The 20,294-nt window shown below is 33.4% G+C and carries 18 protein-coding genes; 13 read left to right on the top strand and 5 right to left on the bottom strand.

Features of this window, described 5'->3' with window-relative positions:
* Positions 1 to 7 precede the first annotated feature (7 nt).
* Entirely contained in the window at positions 8 to 541 is a 534-nt protein-coding gene (locus MKY02_RS21715) for an ECF transporter S component (protein ID WP_179078271.1), read from the bottom strand.
* Between the two features lie 876 nt (positions 542 to 1,417).
* On the opposite strand from MKY02_RS21715, the gene MKY02_RS21710 reads away from it, so the two are divergent.
* Positions 1,418 to 2,725: a GHKL domain-containing protein gene (locus MKY02_RS21710; protein WP_038178855.1), complete on the top strand. Its 1,308-nt coding sequence runs from the start codon at positions 1,418 to 1,420 to the stop codon at positions 2,723 to 2,725.
* Between the two features lie 131 nt (positions 2,726 to 2,856).
* Here the strand turns inward: MKY02_RS21710 and MKY02_RS21705 are convergent, their stop codons facing one another.
* From MKY02_RS21705 to MKY02_RS21695, 3 genes are all read right to left on the bottom strand, one after another.
* Positions 2,857 to 4,431 (bottom strand): L-lactate permease, encoded by a 1,575-nt coding sequence (locus tag MKY02_RS21705; protein ID WP_038178858.1) that lies wholly within the window; start codon positions 4,429 to 4,431, stop codon positions 2,857 to 2,859.
* 43 nt (positions 4,432 to 4,474) lie between these two features.
* Positions 4,475 to 5,407, bottom strand: coding sequence for an L-lactate dehydrogenase (locus MKY02_RS21700; protein ID WP_038178860.1), 933 nt, complete (start codon positions 5,405 to 5,407; stop codon positions 4,475 to 4,477).
* 392 nt (positions 5,408 to 5,799) lie between these two features.
* Positions 5,800 to 5,958 (bottom strand): YfhD family protein, encoded by a 159-nt coding sequence (locus MKY02_RS21695; RefSeq protein ID WP_076034972.1) that lies wholly within the window; start codon positions 5,956 to 5,958, stop codon positions 5,800 to 5,802.
* Between the two features lie 393 nt (positions 5,959 to 6,351).
* Here MKY02_RS21695 and MKY02_RS21690 point away from each other — a divergent pair, with 393 nt between their 5' ends.
* From MKY02_RS21690 to MKY02_RS21680, 3 genes are all read left to right on the top strand, one after another.
* Positions 6,352 to 6,573 carry a DUF2829 domain-containing protein gene (locus MKY02_RS21690; protein WP_038178863.1) on the top strand — a complete coding sequence of 74 codons (222 nt, stop codon included), beginning with the start codon at positions 6,352 to 6,354 and terminating at the stop codon, positions 6,571 to 6,573.
* Positions 6,574 to 6,624: 51 nt separating this feature from the next.
* On the top strand, positions 6,625 to 7,380 hold the full coding sequence (locus MKY02_RS21685) for a 3-oxoacyl-ACP reductase (RefSeq protein ID WP_038178871.1): 756 nt from the start codon (positions 6,625 to 6,627) through the stop codon (positions 7,378 to 7,380).
* A 152-nt stretch (positions 7,381 to 7,532) separates the two neighbouring features.
* Complete coding sequence (locus MKY02_RS21680) at positions 7,533 to 8,042, top strand: QueT transporter family protein (protein ID WP_051448540.1); 510 nt, start codon at positions 7,533 to 7,535, stop codon at positions 8,040 to 8,042.
* A gap of 648 nt (positions 8,043 to 8,690) precedes the next feature.
* On the opposite strand, the gene psiE is transcribed toward MKY02_RS21680, so the two are convergent.
* Positions 8,691 to 9,146 (bottom strand): phosphate-starvation-inducible protein PsiE, encoded by a 456-nt coding sequence (gene psiE, locus MKY02_RS21675; protein WP_051448541.1) that lies wholly within the window; start codon positions 9,144 to 9,146, stop codon positions 8,691 to 8,693.
* A gap of 253 nt (positions 9,147 to 9,399) precedes the next feature.
* On the opposite strand from psiE, the gene MKY02_RS21670 reads away from it, so the two are divergent.
* The 9 genes from MKY02_RS21670 to MKY02_RS21630 all read left to right on the top strand — a co-directional run bounded on the left by MKY02_RS21670 (position 9,400) and on the right by MKY02_RS21630 (position 20,144).
* A complete protein-coding gene (locus MKY02_RS21670) occupies positions 9,400 to 10,848 on the top strand; it encodes a DEAD/DEAH box helicase (RefSeq protein WP_038178873.1) in 1,449 nt (482 codons plus the stop codon).
* Positions 10,849 to 11,283: 435 nt separating this feature from the next.
* Positions 11,284 to 12,273, top strand: coding sequence for an ABC transporter substrate-binding protein (locus MKY02_RS21665; protein ID WP_038178875.1), 990 nt, complete (start codon positions 11,284 to 11,286; stop codon positions 12,271 to 12,273).
* A 27-nt stretch (positions 12,274 to 12,300) separates the two neighbouring features.
* Complete coding sequence (locus MKY02_RS21660; RefSeq protein ID WP_038178877.1) at positions 12,301 to 13,287, top strand: FecCD family ABC transporter permease; 987 nt, start codon at positions 12,301 to 12,303, stop codon at positions 13,285 to 13,287.
* A 1-nt stretch (position 13,288) separates the two neighbouring features.
* A complete protein-coding gene (locus tag MKY02_RS21655) occupies positions 13,289 to 14,080 on the top strand; it encodes an ABC transporter ATP-binding protein (RefSeq protein ID WP_038178879.1) in 792 nt (263 codons plus the stop codon).
* 14 nt (positions 14,081 to 14,094) lie between these two features.
* Positions 14,095 to 14,595 carry a HugZ family pyridoxamine 5'-phosphate oxidase gene (locus MKY02_RS21650; RefSeq protein WP_038178881.1) on the top strand — a complete coding sequence of 167 codons (501 nt, stop codon included), beginning with the start codon at positions 14,095 to 14,097 and terminating at the stop codon, positions 14,593 to 14,595.
* Positions 14,596 to 15,017: 422 nt separating this feature from the next.
* Complete coding sequence (locus tag MKY02_RS21645) at positions 15,018 to 16,766, top strand: ABC transporter ATP-binding protein (protein ID WP_038178883.1); 1,749 nt, start codon at positions 15,018 to 15,020, stop codon at positions 16,764 to 16,766.
* 20 nt (positions 16,767 to 16,786) lie between these two features.
* Positions 16,787 to 17,464 carry a response regulator transcription factor gene (locus tag MKY02_RS21640; protein WP_038179166.1) on the top strand — a complete coding sequence of 226 codons (678 nt, stop codon included), beginning with the start codon at positions 16,787 to 16,789 and terminating at the stop codon, positions 17,462 to 17,464.
* Positions 17,461 to 18,534, top strand: a complete 1,074-nt coding sequence (locus MKY02_RS21635) for a sensor histidine kinase (protein ID WP_143691054.1) — start codon at positions 17,461 to 17,463, stop codon at positions 18,532 to 18,534. The genes MKY02_RS21640 and MKY02_RS21635 overlap by 4 nt, the downstream gene beginning before the upstream one ends.
* Before the next feature lie 728 nt (positions 18,535 to 19,262).
* Positions 19,263 to 20,144 (top strand): phosphotransferase, encoded by an 882-nt coding sequence (locus MKY02_RS21630; protein WP_038178884.1) that lies wholly within the window; start codon positions 19,263 to 19,265, stop codon positions 20,142 to 20,144.
* The last annotated feature ends 150 nt before the right edge of the window (positions 20,145 to 20,294 follow it).

Raw genomic sequence — 20,294 nt, 5'->3', positions numbered from 1 at the left:
TTTATAATTATTTAAAAAATGGAAGTTTTTTCAGTACAGCACAAACTGGAATGGCAGCACATATCCCTACCACATTTTGAACAATGTTTCCAGGAATAGAGGCAGCTGGTACAATCCAACTACTAAATATAACTCCTTCGCAAATGTAATAACCAGCTAGCATAAAAGGAACTGAAATGATAGTAGCTAATAGATTGAAACCCATACTACGTCCATTACGGCCATTCGACCATGCAATTTTCCCAACTATATAACCTTGTAATCCGCGAGTTAAAATGGTGAATGGTGCCCACAATGTCCAACCAGAGACTAAGTCAAATAAACCCATCCCAATGGCACCCGCTATGGCGCCCTTTTTAGGTCCAAATAAGATGGATACAATAAAGAGCATAGCTGTTCCAAGATGCACTAAACCTCCATTTGCCGTGATAGGTAGTTTGATATTTAATAAGAGCGTTGCAACGAAAACAAGTGCAATTAACATGGATGTTAAAATTAAATTAAAAGTACGTGCGTTTGAATAACTTGTTGTTTTTTGCATATTCATAATCCTTTCTTATCTTTACTTTATAGGCATCAGGGAATAGTAGTGCATGGTTGCCCTTAATATATGATGACTGAATATTTAGAAAAATAAAATTAAAAAATTACCAAGATACCTTTATTGAGTACTAGTGCATAATCAGAGATCGTAGTCATAACTTGTACAAATTACTTTCAATGATAGCATCCTTCCCTTTAAATCAATTTCTTCAATTATTGATAACCATAGCAAAGGATTGGTGTTTTTAAAAGTGCCAATTTTGCGTAAAACTTAGGTGCCAGTTTATATAAAAATCGTAAAAAATTTATGTTGAATCATAAAACAAAGAATTCAAGATTCGAAATAGGATAAATGATGTAATAAAAAACTTGAAAAATGATATTTAGAGACGTATGGTTTTAAAGGCGGTCTTTTCAAAATTCTTCAAATAAAAATTGCAATTAAATAAATCACGATGAACCTTACTATAAATAAAGGATAAAAATAAAATCAACTAAACTAAATAGGAGAATGGCATAATGATTATCGATGTTATTTTTCTATTTCAATATTGGAAGAACATCGTCATTATAAGAATTGCAATGACCATACATTACAATGCTAAATTTTGATTGTTTATGATAAATTATCTTAGTCTATTCAATAAAAAATTGATTTTGCGAATTTTTCGCAGTAGTATATACAGGCAATGTCTTTAAGAAAGTTTGATTAAACAAACGAGTAATTTTGATATTTACTATTATATAGTGCTATTGTTGGAAAGGAAGTTCTTGATTCCATTTCATAAGCAAATGAATATTTTAAAAGAAATCCGTAGGATCTATTTCATTATTTATTTTTTCAATAAAAAACGATGAGGAAGTACCAGTTTGTATGAAAAATCGTAAAATAAAATTAATTTTATTGTTATCTACTGTCTTATTATTAGTATTTACAAGTTTAAATATCTTTACATCTTATGTGAAGATGAAAAAGACGGTTGAAGAGTCAATCGCAAACCAAAGCCTTGAGGCTGCAAAATCCATTGCGGCAGCGATAGATATAGAAGCATATCAACAATTTTTGAATGATCCTGTGAGAAACGAATATTATTGGGATCTAAGAAGCTACCTAAATGATGCAAGGGAAAAACTGGGTGCTTTATATGTATATACATTAGAAATTGATAATCCTAAGGTATCAAAAGCGATGATAGTGGGGCTACCTAAGGAAATAGAAAAGGGCTTTAATATTGGTGAGTTTTGTACAGTACCTGAAGAGCAGGTCAAAAAAGCGTATGAGGGAAATACATATGTAACAGGTGTAATTAAAGATCCCGATTATGGAGCTTATCTGTCTGTTGGTGTACCAATACAGGATGAAATGGGAAAGGTAATTGGATACCTAGGTATCGATATTAGTACTGATAAACTTAATGATATAAAAGTAAAGGTACTGGCAAATAATATCAATCTTTTCGTCTATAATGGTGTATTTATCTTGGTAGTAATTGGTTCATTTTTCATATTACAAAGATGGTATCAAAAAGAAGTGGCTAAAGAAGTAGGGTATACAGAAGATACTTATCAAGCGGAAATTAGAGCATTAATTACTTCTATATCTTCTTTAAGGCATGATTTCACCAATCATATTCAAGTTTTACACGGGTTGCTACAGTTAGGAGAATCTGATCAAGCACAACAATACTTATCATCTCTGTCTAAAGAAGTTCAGGCGATTGAATCGTTAAAATTAAATATTGACCACCCCGGGCTTTCTATATTATTGCAAACAAAGAAACTTGCAGCACAAAATTATAATATTGATATGAATTTTACAGTTTCTCACGATTCATTTGATAAAATAAAAACAACAGATTTAATTAAAATATTATCGAATTTAATTGATAACGCTATTGATGCAACAATAGAATTACCTGAGAGTAAACGTAAAATAATGATTAGCTGTAAAGCAGATGATGTGCAATATGTATTTGAGATAACGAATACAGGACCGGAGATTATGGAGAATGAACATATCTTTAAACAAGGGTATTCAACAAAAAAAGCAGAACGAGGAAAAATTAGAGGGCAAGGTTTATTTATTGTGAAGGAAATAGTGAATAAATATAATGGGGAAATCTCAATTGATTCAACAAATGAATTAAAGACTACAGCCATTGTGGAAATCCCTCTAAAATAAATCTGACTGTAAATGTAAACTTCCTACTAGTAGTTGTAGGAAGTTTTTTTAAATCTCACTGAGTTCATTTGACCACATCAGTGGAAAAGAAAAGAGCTTTCACCTGTAACGATGAAAGCCCCTGACTAATTTTAATAAAAAATGGATAAAATAAATGTCCAAATACAAACAAATGCGAGTAATGCAACGCTGTATTTTAACGTCATTTTAGTTAATTCGGATTCCTTACCAGTTTGACCAACAGCAGCAGTTGCGATGGCAATTGATTGAGGGGAAATTAATTTTGCCATTACCCCACCAGCTGTATTAGCGGATACTAATAGAGCAGAATCTACTCCGATGATGATACCTGCTGTAGCTTGAATTGGTGCAAATAAGGTATTGTTATTAACAACTGATCCGGTCATAAATACGCCAATCCACCCTAGTATTGGTGATAAAAATGGGAAGGCATTACCTGTAGTTGCTACTGCTTCACCTAATGCACTTGTTAATCCTGCGTAAGTCATTAACTTAGCAATCCCAAGAATGGCACAAATCATCACAATAGGAATCCAAAATTCCGAAATTGTTCTTCTTAAAAGCTTAACACCATGCCCAAAACCAATGCCTTTTGTCGTAAAAATAGTTGTTAAGGCTGCTAGCAATATTGCTGTACCTGTTGCACTTATTACTTCAATACTTGAACTTAATGTAGATCCAGGTATGCCAAATGTTACTTTTGTAAAGTCTAGAGCTCCGCCTTCCGCAAACAAAGCTTTAAAAGGTGGAATACTCCATATTAAGATAAATAAACTCAATAAATAAAACGGAGACCAAGCTTTAATCACATCACTAGTTGTATGTTTTTCAATTTTAAGTTCTTTGTTGTTGAGTAAGAATATATTTTTTGGTCTCCATTTTTTTGAGAATAAAGCCAAAATCCCCATAGCAAGTAATGGAGGGATAATATCAGCTAGTTCAGGACCTATAGAAATGGTGATAATAGCTTGTGTCACCGTATAGGTGGTAGATACAACGAGAATAGCTGGTAATGTTTCTTTAATCCCTTTGAATCCATCAATTAAGAAAATAAGTAAGAATGGAATTGTAAAATTAATGATTGGTAAGGTTAGTGCCGTCATTGTTGAAACGTCCATAGCAGTTACATTGCCTTCTAAATTTAATGTACCTGTAATTGCGACAGGTATACCAATTGCGCCAAACGCTCCAGAGGCACCATTTGCTATAAGACAGAGCATAGCTGCTTGCAAAGGTTTGAATCCTAACGAAACCAAAAGTACCGCGCAAATTGCAATTGGAACACCAAAACCAGCTGCTCCTTCAAGGAATGCATTAAAACAAAAGCCTATTAGCAGTAGCTGCAGTCGTTGATCTTGTGAAATACCGGCGATACTTGCGCGTAATACATCAAATTTCCCTGAGTCAACTGAGATTTTATATAACCAAACTGCCATGACAATAATATAACCAATTGGCCATATTCCTTGAATGGCACCTTGAATGACGCTTCCAACCGATTCGCCAAAAGGTAATTTAAATACCATAATTGCGATAAAAAAGGTAATGACTAAATTTAATAAGGCAGCATAAATACCTTTCATTTTAAATATAGTCAAACACAAAATAAAAACAATAATTGGAATTGCCGCAACCATTGAGGAAATGAGTAGTTGATTAAAAGGATTATAAGTTTCTACTAACATGGTCCATGGCTCCTTTGCTAGAAATTCCTACTCCATTTAGGAATTACTTCCAAAATGGAGATTGAACTTCTTTCAATGTTTTTACGGAATTAGCCAACTTTTCCTTTTCCTCTGGGTTTAAAGAAAGTTCTACTATACTCTTTCTTCCCCAACGATTAATAATTGTCGGAACACCAACGTATACATCGCTGTGACCATATTCTCCTTCTAATAATGAGCCAACCGGTAATACGACCTCTTCATTTCGTAAAATGGCTTTTGTTATTCGAGCTAGTCCCATTGCGATTCCATAATAAGTAGCTCCTTTTGACTCAATAATTTCATAAGCTGCATCGCGAACTTGAACGAAAATTTCATCTTTTCTTTGATCAGTTAAATCAGTTGCAATTAGCTTCCCTGAAATATTAGCAGTACTCCAAACTGGAAGTTCTGAATCGCCGTGCTCACCAATGATATAAGCATGAACACTTGTTGGTGCTACACCAAATTCTTCCCCCAATAAAAAGCGGAATCGAGCAGAATCTAAAATTGTACCTGATCCAATAACTCTTTCTTTTGGCAGACCAGAGTATTTCCAAGTTGCATAAGCTAAAATATCTACTGGATTGGAAGCGACTAAGAATATGCCATTGAATCCAGAATTCATAATGCTTCCTACAATAGATTTGAAAATAGCAAGGTTTTTACTTACAAGATCCAGGCGCGTTTCTCCAGGCTTTTGTGCTGCCCCTGCACAAATTACAACGATTGCCGCATCTTTACAATCACTGTAATTCCCATATTTAATTTTTTGAGGTATTGGTGCGTAAACAAGTCCATGATTCAAATCCATTGCATCAGCTTTTGTTTTAGCTTCATTTATATCAACAAGTACAAGTTCTTCACATATGCCTTGATTGATCAACGCATACGCATAACTAGATCCCACTGCACCTGTACCAACTAATACAACTTTATCTCCTTGTGTAAAATTCATCTTATATTCCTCCAATTCAATTTTTATATTTACTATGCTTATCATTCGTTTAAAAGAATTTTATAAATGAATAAGCGTAGTTTGGCGCTGTTTATTTGTAATATACCTTGAGGTATTTAAAGAAGTTTTTCATTTCAGCTAAGCTAAGCTAAGCCCTAAAAAAATCCCACTGGATATTAATCCAATGGGATGATTTGATCATTATATAGGGAATTCTTTTTTCGATATTGAACTATCCATTTCAGATTTTTTAATGAACTTCTTAAATGGATAGTTGTTCTATTACTTTCTCCAAATAACTCATCAATTCATCCAAAAATATTATAACTTAATTCAAATTCTATTAAAGGAGAAATGATTTCCTCCATACATATAAATTACCAATAAAACACCTATTTTTTTCGTTTGCTTTTGGTAATCAATGTATTAAGTTCAGCCAACTCTTGAGAAAACTCTTCATTTACCTTGTTCGGGGCTATTTTTTGATTTTTAGGTGTTTGAGGTAATGTACCCTTGTTATGACTTTTCCCTTGTTTATTGTCTCTTCCCATACTAAATCTCTCCTTTCATTTTGAATTATTCTTAATATGGCATTGATACATTTTTTTATCACAACAAAATAAACAGCACGCAAATGGTTTTCCGCAGCTCTGTATTTATCGCACTTTATTTAAGTGATACTAAGTTAAGTTTTATATAATTTTGATAACCTGTGTGAATTTCAATAAATTTCCATTAGTTGTGATTATGAATACTCTCTTTGAAATTTGTATGTATTAAAAATAGATTTGTTTGTAACCTTAGAGTGCATTGATAATTAAGAAATTCATCAAGTACAATGTTAAGCTTGACTGTACAAACTTTAGTTGTAAAAAATTAAACAATCCAGTATACTTTTCCCGATAAAGAACGCATGATATTACTGAGATAAAGGATGAGTATAAGTGACTTTTGAAGAGGTATTACCACGCTTAAAAGCTGGTGAGAAAGTGATTCGCGAAGGTTGGGGCGGTGCCGAATTGTATGTAAAGCTTGTTGGACAAAGCGAACATGATGGTGAGAATTTAAACCCATACTTTTTAATTAATGTACAAGGTGAGGGCTATACAATGTTCACACCAACAGTATGTGATTTGTTAGCAGAAGATTGGATAATCGTCGATTAATAGGAAAAGCTCATGAGAAATCATGGGCTTTTTGTTATGAGGAGTGTAGTTTTGAAATTTGAAGAATATACGGGAAAAACAGTATTTGTAACAGGTGCTTCATCTGGCATTGGGCAGGCTCAGGCAATTGCTTTTTTAGAGAATGGGGCGAATGTATTTGGTTTTGATATAGATGAGCGGGGGTTATTAAGTATTGATCAAAAATATGGTGCACGCTTTGCCTACTCTATAGGTAGTGTTTGCAAGAAGGCAGATGTAGTGCAAGCGTATGAAGGAGCTATGGCTAAATTCAAGCAAATAGATATTTTACTGAATACCGCTGGAGTTTTAGATGGATTTGCGAAAACACTCGATACAGATGAGGATCTTTGGGATAAAATTATGAACACGAATATAAAGGGTACTTATTTTGTAACGAATGCAATTTTACCTCAAATGTTAAAGCGAAAATCAGGTGTAATAGTTAATATGGCATCAATTGCTGGTCTTGTGGCAGGCGGTGGTGGTGCAGCTTATACAGCATCTAAACATGCAATTGTTGGTTATACAAAGCAGTTAGATCAAGATTATTGTCGAGAAGGAATTCGTGCAAATGCGATTGCACCTGGGGCAATTCAAACACCGATGAATAAGGCTGATTTTGAAGGAGATGGTGAAATAGCAAAATGGGTAGCTAAAGAAACACCTGCGGGACGTTGGGCTCAACCAAGTGAAGTGGCAAATTTAACACTTTACTTGGCTAGTCAAGCATCTGATTATATTCATGGTGCTGTTGTACCGATTGATGGTGGATGGATTGCGAGATAGCCTTGTTCAATGTTAAATTCTTCTGATATAATACGCAAGTAAGCAAATATAGCTTGCACTACGGCACTTCAGATAGGGCGATAGGCTCTCTTCCTTTGGTCGTAGTTATTACTAGAATAGCTGATACGCTATTTTACAAAGGAGAATTAAAATTGAATACGTCTTTTTCAAAGGATTCACCACGAATTTCTGTAAGTGAGCTTACAAAGACGGCACTTGTAGCAGCCGTATATGTGGCAGTGACTGTTTTATTGTCAGTCATTAGTTTTGGAGCAGTGCAACTACGTTTGTCTGAGATGTTCAACTATCTGGCATTGTATAACAAGCGCTATGTTGTGGCAGTGACAGTGGGAGTAATACTTGCAAATTTTATGTCACCAACTTGGATACTAGATGTACCAATTGGTGGTATTTCTACTTTTCTTGTATTAATTCTTTGTCGTGCAGTGACAAAAAAAATAACAAATGACATTTTGAAAATGGTTATTACCGCATTGATTTTTGCTATATCAATGTTCACAGTTGCAGGACAATTAACGATTCTTTATGATCTTCCATTTTGGCCAACTTGGTTAACAGTAGGGATTGGGGAGTTATTGTCTATGACTGTTGGAGGTATCACTATTTACTTATTAAATAAAAGATTTGATTTATCAAAATAAATTAAAACACATTCGCATTAGCGAGTGTGTTTTTTATGCGTATAGAACTAAATTGTTAAACATTTTTTCCTTAAAGCAGATATTATAACTCTTTTTAGTCTGGTTAAATATTATAAATAATGCTGAAAAGTAGGTCTTCTATGTGACTACAACTTTAAGTTTTTCTGGCCGCGGGGAATATAGAGGATTAACGCTTGGTAATTAGCTTCATACAGTATGGATGAAATTTTAAGTGTTGATAACAATTAAACAAATAAAAGCTAAATGAAATAATAGCTTATTGGATTAATCAACAAGTAACTGAATCTAAAAACTGTTTAGCAATTTATATTCGATATTCAAGAAATCTTTAAAATTTATACGTGGTAATTAGTTCCTCTATTAAGATTCGTACTAGTGGTATGCTTAAGTTTTAAACTAATATTAGCAATGGGATTATAATTGTCCTGAGTTACGATCTAATTTCAGGGAGAATAAAACAAAAAGCAAACCAAGGGGAAAATTCCTTGGTTTGTTTTATTTTTTGGAGATATTGAGAAGAGCCTTTTGTCTATAATTAAATCCATTACATAACTATTTTGAATATATTAATAGAACAGTGAATTTCCAATATAATGCTACTAAATAATTTAAATGGATAAGGGATACCTATTTTTTTTCTTTCTTGTTAAAAAACCATAAATGGACTGGTCTTTCTAGTGGCGTAATATTGATTATGAAATAACCAATAATCAGAATTAAAATTATTAGTGAATAAATAAGTGTATCAGTTGGGTGATCATGCTCAACAATAATAAGGCGGATCATTGCCGTAATGCCAATATATATAAAATATCGAAGTGGAAAATGGTAATCTTCCTTAAAATATTTTACAATCATCGTGATAAATTCGAAGTACAAAAAGAAGATAAGTATATTTTCGAGGAATAACTTATAGTCACTACTGCCGCGAGTCATTAAAATCTCAAAGAACACAACTATTTCTTTCACAAGTAAGAATGACAAAATGAGTGCTAAAATAACTAGACAAAAATTTAGGAATAATTGTAAAAATACAGGTATTTTCCTTATCACCGCAGATAAGTCCACTTTGTTTTTGTTCATCTGATTCCCCTATTCCGTTGTAATTTTTATAAAAGTTAGTATGGAGAAATAATATAATGTCATTACAGTCTATGAGAAAAGTCAATAAATGATGAGAAATCATCTTGAGTACATTATTAAAAGTCTTTTAGCCATATTAATTAGTAGAAGAATTGCATGTGTAAGTAAAATTTCGAGTATAATTGAAGTTTGTATAAGATAATCATCTTTTCGGAAATATAAATAGTAAATAATATAAAAATGAGGCTTAGTTATGAGTGGAGAAAGTTTTAAAGATTATAAATTAAGTAATGAAATCGTAAATGCGCTGAATAGCTTAGAATACAGAAATCCAACAGAAGTTCAAAGTAAAGTTATACCACTTGTGTTGGAGAATAAAGATCTTGTCGTGAAATCTCAAACGGGTAGTGGTAAGACGGCTTCTTATGGAATTCCAATTTGTGAATTAGTTGATTGGAAAGAAAATAAACCCCAAGCTTTAATTTTGACACCAACAAGAGAACTTGCGGTTCAAGTAAAAGAGGATTTCACAAATTTAGGTAGATTTAAACGAATAAAAGCAACAGCTGTCTATGGCAAACAACCTTTTGCCATCCAAAAGACAGAATTAAAGCAAAAAACGCATGTAGTTGTTGGTACTCCGGGTCGTGTAATGGATCATATTGAAAAAGGTACACTAGCTTTAGATCAGATTCGTTATCTCGTTATTGATGAAGCAGATGAAATGTTGAATATGGGATTCATTGAACAAGTGGAAGCCATTATCAAAGAATTACCTCGAAAACGAGTGACGATGTTATTTTCAGCTACTTTACCTGAAGCGGTTAAAAGCTTAGCGCTCAATTACATGAAAAAACCTACTGATATTGAAATTAAGGCCACTGGATTAACGACAGATAAAATCGATCACTCGCTTATTGTCGTAGAAGAAAGCAACAAACTATCAATGCTTAAAGATGTAACGATTGTTGAAAATCCCGATAGTTGTATTATTTTTTGCCGAACAAAAGATCGAGTAGATACTTTATGTGAGCAGTTAGCAGATTTAGGCTATAGCTGTGATAAAATTCATGGAGGCATGATCCAGGATATTCGTCTTGAAGTGATGAATGACTTTAAACGAGGGGATTTCCGCTATTTAATTGCCACAGATGTAGCCGCTAGAGGAATTGATATTGATAATATTACGCATGTCATCAATTATGACCTGCCATTAGAGAAAGAAAGTTATGTTCACCGTACAGGAAGAACCGGACGGGCGGGTCAAAAAGGGAAAGCCCTTACGTTAGTTACACCGTTTGAAGATAAATTTTTAAATGAAATTGAAGAATATATTGGTTTCAAAATACCACACATGGTAGTACCTTCAAAAGAAGAAGTTTCAAATAAAAAATCTGATTTTGATGAAAAAATGAACGTAGAACCGAAGTTGAAAGCCGCAAAGAATGAAAAATTAAACAAGCAAATCATGAAATTATATTTTAATGGTGGAAAGAAAAAGAAACTCAGAGCAGTAGATTTTGTTGGTACAATTGCCAAAATTAATGGCGTGACAGTCGAAGATATAGGTATCATTACAATTACAGATACTTTTTCTTATGTTGAAATATTAAATGATAAGGGTCCAATTGTGTTGAAAAATATGAAGAATACGACTATAAAAGGCAAATTATTAAAGGTATATGAGGCCAATAAGAAGTAAAATGTTAGTGTTGCTAATAACAAAGTGGTAAAGATATATATCTATCACTTCTATGCTTTTAAGTGAAAAATTAATTTTAAATATATCAAAAAAAACCGTACCGTTAGCAGGTGCGGTTTTTTTGTTTATTATAACGCTTCAAATTCCTAAATTAAGTAGTTGATGATAATTTTATAAAAAATATAGTTCATCCAACATTTGATTTTAGATAAATTATCATTTATTTCTATGAAACCGTACTCTAAGTATAGAGTACGGTTTTTTATTTAATTTCCTTGAGTTCTAAATAGTTTAATAGTGTCTATTTTAATTGTAGTTATCATATTCTTTTGAAAGTATTTGAAAAAGTAGTTGTAAACATAGTTATTGTTTGATATATTTCTATTTGATAATGATAATTATTTTCAATTAAAATTAGACGGGGGATTTTTAGTAATGAAAAAAGGCTTATATGGAGCGGCATTCTTATCGGCATTACTTGTTTTGGGTGGATGCGGAGAAGATAAGGCGGAACCAGAAACGACAAAAGAAAAAGTTGTAGCTAATCAAAATAGTGATGCTGAGAAATCTCAAAGCGATACAAAGGTTTCTAGTGAACATACAGAAGCAGTAGAAAAGTTATTGAAACAATTTCCAGCAGAACAACCTACATCAATTGTTACAACTTCTGTTTCGATTTTAGAAATGATGAATATTTTAGATGTAAAACCAGTTGGAATACCAACTTCAACGCATAAATTACCTGAGGGATTCGATAAAATTGAGCAGATTGGTTCTACTATCGAGCCAGATGTAGAGAAAATTGTAAGCCTTAAACCTGACATCTTAATCGGACCAGAATCGATTAAAGATAGTTTAGATAAGAAAATAAAAAATAGTAAAGTAGCAACTGCATATATTCCAACAGATTCTTATGAAGATCTAAAAATTTCATTTGAAGTAATGGGGAAAGTTTTACATAAGGAAGATGCAGCTAAAACGTATCTTTCACAATTAGAAGAGAAAGAAACAGCAGTATTAGAAGAGGTAAAAGGTAAAGATTCATCAAAAGTTATGGTGCTATTTGGTTCAGGCGAGTCATTCATGTTGATGAGTGAAAAAACATATGTTGGTAGTTTAGTGAAGAAGTTAGGAGCTACAAATATAGTTAATGAAGCGTTAAAATCAACGGAAGCATATGTACCGATGAATATGGAAGATGTAGTTGCCTCAAATCCAGATGCAATCCTTCTTGTTTCACACGGTGATCCAACAGCAGCATTAGAACAGTTTAAAGCAGAAGTGAAGAAGAATGGCGCTTGGGAGAAATTACAAGCCTTTAAAGAAGATCGCGTTCAAGCACTTGACTATGAAGTATTTGGTTATGCTTCAATTGAAAAAGCAACAAAAGGATTAGAGCAGTTAAACGAAATTTTATATAAGTAATATGACTTAGGATGAGGGTTGGACGTAATGAAAGTGAAACCGAAGAAAAAATTTAGCATAGGTATAACAGCTATTCTACTAATCATTTTTATGATTCTGTCGATCGGTATTGGAAGTGTGCAACTGTCACCTATGGAAACGATAAGAACTATATTCGGTTCTGGTGAATCATTGTCAGAGACAATCGTCTGGGATTTACGAATACCTAGAGTCCTTATTGCTGCTATAGTGGGCATTAACTTAGCTATATCTGGTGCATTGCTACAAGCAGTAATGAGAAATCCTCTGGCAGATCCAGGTTTAACAGGGGTATCAAGTGGTGCTGCAGTGACAGTATTATTTATCTTATTACTATTCCCTGAATTCGGTAAGTGGATTCCTCTCGCAGCTGTAGTAGGCGGATTGATAGCTGTTACGCTCGTTTATGCATTAGCGTGGAAGAAGAATGGTATTTCACCTGTTCGGATTATTTTATCAGGAGTAGCGGTAAATGCAGTATTTGGTGGAATAACAGGGTTACTTTCGATTCTTTATAGTGATCGTCTTCCTTCAGCTTTACAATGGATGAACGGTAGTTTATCAGCGAAAGGAATGGGAGATGTAAGTATTCTTTTCCCATATTCCATTATTGGTTGGATTGCTGCATTATTTTGTATTCGTTCAGCAAACATTTTGAACTTAGGTGAAAATGTAGCTGTAAACTTAGGTGAAAATACAAACAGAATTCGAATAGTACTATCCTTAGTAGCGGTATATTTGGCTGCTATTTCTGTATCGATTGTAGGATTGTTAGGTTTTGTAGGACTTATTGTGCCACATATGTCTAGATTAATAGTCGGTTCAAATTATCGTCTTCTAATGCCTATGAGTATGGTATTAGGGGCTGTTGTTCTGCTAGTTGCCGATACAATTGGACGGTCCCTATTCTCACCTTTAGATATTCCAGCAGGTATCGTCATGGCGATGGTAGGCGGCCCTTACTTTTTATATTTAATGAGAGCGGGTGACATTTAAGATGCTAAAAGCTCAATCATTGGATATTAGCTATGATCAGAAAAAAATATTAGATAATTTTGAGATAAACGTAGAAAAAGGCGAAATCGTTTCGATTATAGGTCCGAATGGTTCAGGAAAATCTACAGCTTTAAAAGCGATGTCTAGATTGATTCCAGTGCAAAAAGAAAAAGTTTTTTTAGATGGTAGAGACTTGCAATCATTAGGTACAAAATCAATTTCAAAAATGATGAGTGTTTTATTCCAATCAAATGAGCCACCGTCAGATATTACAGTTGAAGAACTAGTGAAATATGGACGTATACCTCATAAGAAATGGTATGAACGTACGAGTGATGAGGATTTAAGCATAGTTGAATGGGCCATTGAAAAAACAGGGTTAACACCTTTGAAAGACCGATTAGTAGCATCACTTTCAGGTGGAGAAGCGCAGAGGGCCTGGATTGCCATGTCATTAGCGCAGAGGCCTAAAATTTTGATGCTTGATGAACCTACAACTTACTTAGATATTGCTCATCAACTTCAGTTGTTAGAATTAGTTCATACCGTCAATCGCGAATTAGGCATGACGGTTGTAATGGTACTACACGATTTAAATCAGGCGAGTATTTATAGCGATAAAATATGCGTTATTTCCAAGGGAATAGTGGTAAATTACGGTACGCCAGAAGAAGTAATGACTCAGGAAATGATTCGTAACGTTTATGGAGTGGAATGTGACATTGATTCACATTTTCAGCATGGAAAACCACGTATAAACTTATTAGGAATTTCTAAAGTAACTGCTCAATAATAGGAGGCAAACAAATGGTAAAACAAATTGATATCACTAAAAAGAAAGACCAATATTTACAGTTTATCGAAAAGTGTAAGACAGTTGTTATTAGTAGCTTAGATAGCAATGGTAATCCATTCACTAGTTATGCACCATATGTTCAGCATGATGGGAAGATTTATATTTATATAAGTATCATTACGGACCATTATAAATTTATTGAAGACAATAATTTAATTAGTATAATGATGATTACAGATGAACAAGATTCTCCAAACTTATTTGCACGTGAGCGAGTTCGCTTCCAATGTGTTGCAGAGAATGTAGGAAATGATGGCCATGAAGAAATTTTTGCTAAGTTTGAAAAGAACCACGGCGCACCAATGATGGGCGTTTTACGAGGATTAGATCTATCTTTATTTGAGCTTACGCCAAAAGAAGGTCGCTATGTAGTTGGCTTTGGTCAAGCATTTGATATTGATTTATCTGGCGGAAAATTTGAGCATGTTGTGGTAGATAAAAAGGATAAATAAGCTTTACTTTAATGAAGTGATTGTCCACTACTGAGCTCTATATGATAAAACAAAGCTCAATTTAACAGTAGCAGTTAAATAGTAGGGAAATTGAATACGCTTAATATGAGGAGAAGAGATATCATCCGCTCGTGATGGCATGCCTTCTCCTTTTTCCTATTTATATCTACTTATGAAGATGAATGGTATTTTAATTTCGAAGCTCTAACTTCGCATTTGCATCTCTTTTACACTTCCCAGTTATATTAATCTTCGCTTACATACTAAGAGATTCTATCTATAGTAAAATTAATAAGAGGCTCATCTTCATTAAATCTCTCTACCGTCGTTCACTTCATATTGAGTTCATAATGAAATGCTAAAGTAACTATTATAAGATCGTTAAATCGTTGTATGAGAATATATAAGGAGGAGTATAAACGATGAAAGAAGATATAAAAGAAAATAAATTAAAGGGTTGGCGACAGTTTGTTCAGTTAATTAAACAAACTGAACCGCCTAAGCTTTTGCTAATTATTGCACTTTGTATGAGTTTTGCGACAACAGGAGTAGGCTTTGTCGTACCGTTATTTACAAAAAAATTAGTGGATGGGTTTTCACTAGATTCACTTAACTATTGGCAAATAATTTTATTAGTAATTGCTTTTATTGCCCAAGCAATAGCGAGCGGGCTCTCGATTTATTTGTTAAACCGGGTTGGTCATCATGTAGTAGCAAAGTTGAGAGATCGTTTGTGGAAAAAGCTACTTCACCTACCAATACCTTATTATGATAAGAATGATACTGGGGAGACACTAAGCCGTGTAACAAATGATACTGCTGTTGTGAAGGAGCTCATTACAGAGCATCTTGCTAACTGTTTATCTGGCATTATTGCGATTATCGGTTCTGTTACGATTTTGCTATTCTTAGATTGGAAAATGACGTTAGTAATGCTTGTTGCTGTTCCAATTGCAATGTTGATATTGATGTTGTTAGGTAAGAAAATGTATGTAATTTCAAAAGGAATGCAAGATGAAACGGCAAAATTTACTGCTGTGTTAAATCAAGTATTACCAGAATCACGTTTAGTAAAAGCTTCAAATGCAGAAAACATAGAATATGAGCGTGGAAAAAAAGGCATTACAAATCTTTTCAATTTTGGTTTAAAAGAAGCTAAAATACACGCACTTATTTCACCATTGATTTCTTTCATCCTTATGATTGTGCTTGTGGCAGTTATTGGGTACGGGGGAGTACGTGTCTCTTCAGGTGCATTAACAGCTGGCGATATGGTTGCATTTATTTTATATTTAATTCAAATTATTATACCGATGACGCAATTGACGATGTTCTTTACGCAATTACAAAAAGCAATGGGAGCAACAGAACGTATTAGTGCAGTACTTGAACATGATGAGGAAGACATCTATGAAGGTAAAGAGTTAGATCTAGTGAAAGAACCTATTCATGTAAATCATGTGGACTTTGCATATGGAAATGAAGCGATTTTATCTGATATTAATTTCACAATTGAACCTGGTAAAGTAACGGCTATTGTTGGTCCTAGTGGAGGGGGAAAAACTACTACATTTTCTCTCTTAGAACGGTATTATCAACCTACAAAGGGAAGCATAACATTAGGGGATACACCTATTGATACATTTTCTTTACATTCTTGGAGACGTAAAATTGGGTATGTTGCTCAGGAAAGTGCACTTATATCCGGAACAATACGCGATAACATTTGTTATGGAATAGAAAAAGAGGTTACAGATTCAAAACTTGAAAAAGTCGTAAAAATGGCGTATGCCGATCAATTTATTCAAGCACTTCCAGATAAGTTTGATACTGAAGTAGGAGAACGAGGAATCAAACTTTCAGGTGGACAGCGACAACGGATTGCAATTGCTAGAGCACTATTACGTGACCCCCAAATTTTAATGCTTGATGAGGCGACTTCTAGCCTTGATAGTAAATCGGAAATTTATGTTCAAAAAGCATTAGACAATTTGATGAAAGGCAGAACGACACTCGTTATTGCCCACCGTCTTTCTACCGTTGTCGATGCCGACAATATTATTTTTATTGAGAAGGGCCATATTACGGGGAGCGGGACGCATAATGCGTTATTCCAATCACATGAGATGTACAAGGAATTTGCTAAACAACAATTACGTATTCAAGAGTAAGTATGAAGGGATTTGTTGTCATGACAAGACTGTTAGTTGTGGATGATGATGAACATATTAGAGAATTAGTAAGTGTGTTTTTACAAAATGAAGGACTAAGTATACTTGAAGCTGTGGACGGTGTTGATGCACTGTCCAAGTTAGAATCGGAAAAAGTTGATATGGTCATTATGGATATAATGATGCCAAATATGGATGGATGGGAATTATGCCGAGAAATACGAAGGCTAAATAACGATTTGCCTATTCTTATGCTGACTGCAAAAGGGGAAACCGCTCAAAAAGTAAAAGGATTTAATCTGGGTACGGATGATTATCTTGTAAAACCATTTGAGCCAGCAGAGTTAATCGTTCGAGTTAAATCTATCCTAAAGCGTTACCATATTTCTTTATCTCAAACAGTGGAAGTGGGAAATGTTTGGATGAATCGAGAAACGTATGAGCTAATGTATGGAGGAGAAAATATTACTCTTCGATTAAAGGAATTTGAATTATTATTTACATTAGCAAGTTATCCTGGGAAGACATTCTCACGAGAACAATTGATAGAAGAAATTTGGGGATATGACTATGAAGGTGATGATCGTACGGTAGATGTTCATATTAAAAGACTTCGAGAGCGATTCCCAGAAGATAAAAGTGAATTCATAATACGGACAATCCGGGGGCTCGGTTATCGATTGGAACTAGGCTTATGAAGAAATGGATAATTATATTAAAATTACTGTGTGTGATTATTCTTTTCCTTTTAATTAACACTCTCTTTGCGTTTATCTCTTTTCACGTGACCTCTTATATATATGATTGGCTAGGCAAGTACCCTCAAGGATTTTGGCAACAATTTAATACTGTAATAGGTGTTTTTATACTTTTTGGATGTACTGTTACTATTCTCTTTTTATTTGGATTAAAAAGACAACGTAATTATTGGGATACCATTGTTGATGCCTTAGGACGAATTGCGAAAGGGGATTTTAGCGTCAAATTAGACTTAAAATCAGATGATGACGAAGATCATTTTGGACAACTTATTAGCGGTATCAACCATATGGCAATTGAATTAGGAGAAATGGAGAAAATGCGTCAAGAGTTTATATCCAATGTTTCTCATGAAATTCAATCTCCGTTAACATCGATTAATGGTTTTGCAAAAGCTTTGAAAAATATTAATTTGACTGATGAAAAAAGGCAGCACTATTTAGAAATTATTGAGATGGAAAGCCATCGATTATCGAAAATCAGTGATAATTTATTAAAATTAACTTCATTAGAATCACAACATCATCCATTTGAACCAAAACAATTTCGATTAGATAAACAATTACGTAATGTCGTTTTATCTTGTGAGCCGAGATGGATTTCTAAAAATATTGAAATGGAAATCGATTTGGAAAATGTCACAGTCTTTGCTGACGAAGATTTGATGAATCAAGTATGGATGAATTTAATTAGTAATAGTATAAAATTCACTCCAAATGGAGGAACGATTTATATTCGTTTATTCAAACAAAATGATACGGTCACTATTTCTATTACTGATACTGGGATAGGAATGACAGAAGAAGACCAAAAACATATATTTGAACGTTTCTTTAAAGCAGATAGATCTAGAGCAGTATCAAACGGGGGCAGTGGCTTAGGACTTTCTATTGTGCATAAAATTATAGACATGCATAATGGCAGAATCTCAGTACAAAGCCAACTTGGTGAACAGACTACATTTTTTGTGACGTTGCCTTTAGAGCTAGGTGAAGTGGTTCAAAAATAGCCATGAGGCAGAAATTAAATAATCTATGGTTCAAAGTAAAAAAAGACTTCTAGAGCTTGCTAGAGGTCTTTTCTACTTTCTAAAATAAACCAGGAGTATATTTGATTAAGCAATAGATAACGTAAAACCAGCTAAAACAACCATGTATAACAGCCCACCCTATGGAGTGATACGTAGTATAAGAAATAATCATAGATAGGCAAGTTCCATAACTAATACCCTTCTTTATAACATTAGTTTGTGAAGGATATTTATTATTATTATTTGTTTTCAATGTGCTCATTTTCATTTTGCTGAAGAAGTAACTTCAAGTTTAATACTTTCCCCTGAAATTCGACGTGAAGTTCTTCAAATTCTTTTAGATTATTTAAGTTAGACATGATAGAACCCCCTTATATTCACTCAGAATAGAATAATAATTACGTTTTACCCTTTAAATTTTGTATCCTCTATAATATCTTACAAGCGCACACTTTATTACCTATTTTTGTAAATGATGCCCCCTAATTTTTTCAATATTTTAAATCGCACAAATTGCACATTAATATAAGTCTTTTGTATGGTGTAAAGGTACTTTTCAAGTAATATTTCATGTTTTAGGGAAATATTTATAAAATAAGATTTTTATTTGTCTTATAATTTTTCAGAAAAAAATTATAAAGGAGAACGTAGAGCCGTTATAGAAAAATACATTAGTAAAGTATGTATTTTGAAAGTAGGAAGATTTTATGGATTTACAATTTTTATTTAAAGAGCCAATTAAAGATATGCTGGAATTAAGCCCTGGTTATGAAGACCACGCTAGTGATGTATGGTTGGTTAAAACAGATAATCAAGAAGTGGTTGTACGACCTTCTAAAATGAAAGATGATCCTAATAATGAATTTTGGTGGGGATGTAAAAGGTTATTCGGAATTGACCCAAGGCAAGTTTATGAATTAGAACATGTTAATAATACATTGAGCAACCTTACTTCAATATCAATACCAAAAGTAATAGATAAGGGGAGGATCCTAACAAAAGAATTCGTTGTTGTAGAAAAACTAAAAGGACAAATAGTCGAGTCATTTATTGGTCTGCCATCTTCAGTTTTGCAAAGTTTTGGAGAAGGTTTGGCTAAAATTCATCAATATAAAGAAAATTTTGTAGGTAATCCATCAAGGAGCTATCAAGTAAGTTTAGAAGAATTTAATCAACATATGAAAGATGCTTTATTTGATTCAGTATCCCGATTTCACTTTAAAGAAGAAAGAATAAAAAACATGCTCCCTGAAATAAATAATTTGATCAATGGATTACCTGTCCCTGAATATTCTACATTTGTACTAGTAGATATGGATCCAACACAGTTTTTATCGGACGGTAGAGAAATCACTGGTCTTGTCGATACGGAAGCATATGTTATTGCTCCTAGAGAGTTAGATTTTATCGCATTAGAATATGTGCTAGATGAAAAATCAGTCGAAGACTTTAAGGAGGGTTATGAAAGGGTAATGGAAATTCCCGACTTAACAAAATATAGAGTGCCTTATCGATATTTATACCGATTATTAGCCGTTCAAGGTAGTGTTGATATAGAATCTTGGTTAGGACATAAATCGTTATTTTAATCATTAACTTAAAAAAATAGGTAGTCTTTGAAATAGATACTTATTGCAGAATAAAAGAGATTATATGAATATAACTTGATTTTTAAGGTAAAAGGAGAAATTATCAATGATTTCTCCTTTTTGATTTCTAGACCATAATAGCAAGATTGA

Origin of the sequence: Viridibacillus sp. FSL R5-0888 (genome assembly GCF_038009105.1) — a bacterium.
GTDB classification, from domain to species: domain Bacteria; phylum Bacillota; class Bacilli; order Bacillales_A; family Planococcaceae; genus Viridibacillus; species Viridibacillus arenosi.
The sequence above is the reverse complement of the archived record's forward strand: the minus strand, read 5'-3'. Positions and strand labels throughout refer to the sequence as shown.